1 protein-coding gene is annotated in these 2,283 nt (G+C 67.7%); it reads left to right on the plus strand.

The annotated features are described in order from the left end of the window. Nucleotides 1-17 precede the first annotated feature (17 nt). The coding region (locus VFE83_RS14030; RefSeq protein WP_324907194.1) for an NADP-dependent malic enzyme at nucleotides 18-2,283 on the plus strand (2,266 nt) is incomplete at its 3' end.

Raw genomic sequence — 2,283 nt, forward strand, 5'->3', positions numbered from 1 at the left:
AACCTCGAACCCGCACCTTGACCAGCCGCGAAGACGCACTGCAGTACCACGCCGGCGGCCGGCCCGGGAAGATCGCCGTCGTCCCCACCAAGCCGCTGACCAATCAGCGCGACCTCTCGCTCGCCTACTCCCCCGGGGTCGCCGAGCCGTGCCTCGAGATCAAGGCCAACCCCGAGGAGGCCTACCGCTACACCGCCAAGGGGAACCTCGTGGCCGTCGTGACCAACGGGACCGCGGTGCTCGGCCTGGGCAACATCGGCGCGCTCGCCGGCAAGCCCGTGATGGAGGGCAAGGGGAACCTCTTCAAGCAGTTCGCGGACATCGACTGCTTCGACATCGAGGTCGGCTCGGAGGATCCGCACGACCTGATCCGGTTCTGCCAGCTCCTCGAGCCCACGGTCGGCGGAATCAACCTCGAGGACATCCGCGCCCCGGACTGCTTTCTAGTCGAGGAGACGCTCCGGAAGACGATGAAGGTGCCGGTCTTCCACGACGACCAGCACGGCACGGCGATCATCGTCGGCGCCGCGGTGCTGAACGCCCTGGAAGTGGTGGGCAAGAAGATCGAGGACGTGAAGCTGGCCACCACCGGCGCCGGCGCGGCGGGCATCGCCTGCCTGGACATGCTGGTGGCGCTGGGCCTGAAGAAGGAGAACATCACCGCCTTCGACCGCGATGGCGTGATCTACGCCGGCCGCGAGCACCTCGATCCCGACAAGGCGCGTTACGCGCGCGACACCACTGCGCGCTCGCTGGCCGAAATCGTCGCCGGCGCTGACGTGTTCCTGGGCCTGTCGGCGGGCGGCATCCTCAAGCCGGAAATGGTCGCCAGCATGGCCGACCGCCCGATCATCCTGGCGCTGGCCAACCCTTATCCGGAGATCCTGCCGGAAGACGCCAAGGCCGTCCGCCCGGACTGCATCATCGCCACCGGCCGTTCGGACTACCCGAACCAGGTCAACAACGCACTGTGCTTCCCGTACATCTTCCGCGGCGCGCTGGACGTCGGCGCCACCGGCATCAACGAGGCGATGAAGCTGGCCTGCGTGCGCGCGATCGCGCAGCTGGCACGTGAGGAATCGGCGGACCTGGGCGCGGCCTACGGCGGCGACGCGCCGGAATTCGGCGCCGAGTACCTGATCCCGCGTCCGTTCGACCCGCGCCTGCTGGTCAAGCTGGCCCCGGCCGTCGCGCGCGCCGCGATGGAATCGGGCGTGGCCGCGCGTCCCATCGAGGACATGCGCGCTTACGAGGAAAAGCTCGGCCAGTTCATCTACCGCACCGGCCTGGTGATGAAACCGGTGTACGACCGCGCGCGCAGCGACCTCAAGCGCGTGGTGTACGCCGAGGGCGAAGAGGAAACCGTGCTGCGCGCGGTGCAGACGGTGATCGACGAACGCCTGGCCTTCCCGATCCTGATCGGCCGCCCGGACGTCATCGACACGCGCATCAAGCGTCTGGGCCTGCGCATGCGCGAGGGCGTGGACTTCGAACTCACCAACATCAACGACGATCCGCGCTTCAACGACTACTGGCAGCAGTACCACGCGCTGACCGAGCGCCGCGGCGTGAGCCCGGCGGCGGCCAAGAACCTGCTGCGTTCGCGGCCGACGCTGATCGCCTCGCTGATGGTCGAGCGCGGCGAAGCCGACGCGATGATCTGCGGCCTGATCGGCCGCTTCCACAAGAAGCTGGGCTACCTGCGCAGCGTGTTCGACTTCGATCGCGGCGTCACCGGCACCGCGGCCATGACCGGCGTCATCAACGACCAGGGCGTGTGGTTCTTCCTCGACACGCACGTGCAGATGGACCCGACGGCCGAGCAGATCGCCGAGGCGACGCTGCAGGCCTCGTACCGGTTGAAGCTGTTCGGCATCGAGCCCAAGGTCGCGCTGCTCTCGCACAGCAATTACGGCAGCCACGACAATCCGTCGGCGGCGAAGATGCGCAAGGTCTTCCAGCTGATCAAGCAGCGCATGCCCAAGCTCGAGGTCGACGGCGAGATGCAGGCCGACACCGCGTGGGACGAAGAACTGCGTCACCGCATCTTCCCCAACACGCTGCTCAAAGGCCGCGCCAACCTGTTCGTGATGCCCAACCTCGACGCGGCCAACATCACCTACAACATGGTGCGCGTGATGACCGAAGGCGTGGCCATCGGCCCGATCCTGATGGGCCTGGACAAGCCGGCGCACATCCTCACTCCGGCGTCCACGCCGCGACGCGTGGTCAACATGACCGCCATCGCCGCGGTGGACGCCCAGATCCGCGCCTCGCTGGGCG

It is taken from the genome of Lysobacter sp., from assembly GCF_035655815.1.
GTDB lineage: Bacteria > Pseudomonadota > Gammaproteobacteria > Xanthomonadales > Xanthomonadaceae > Lysobacter_J.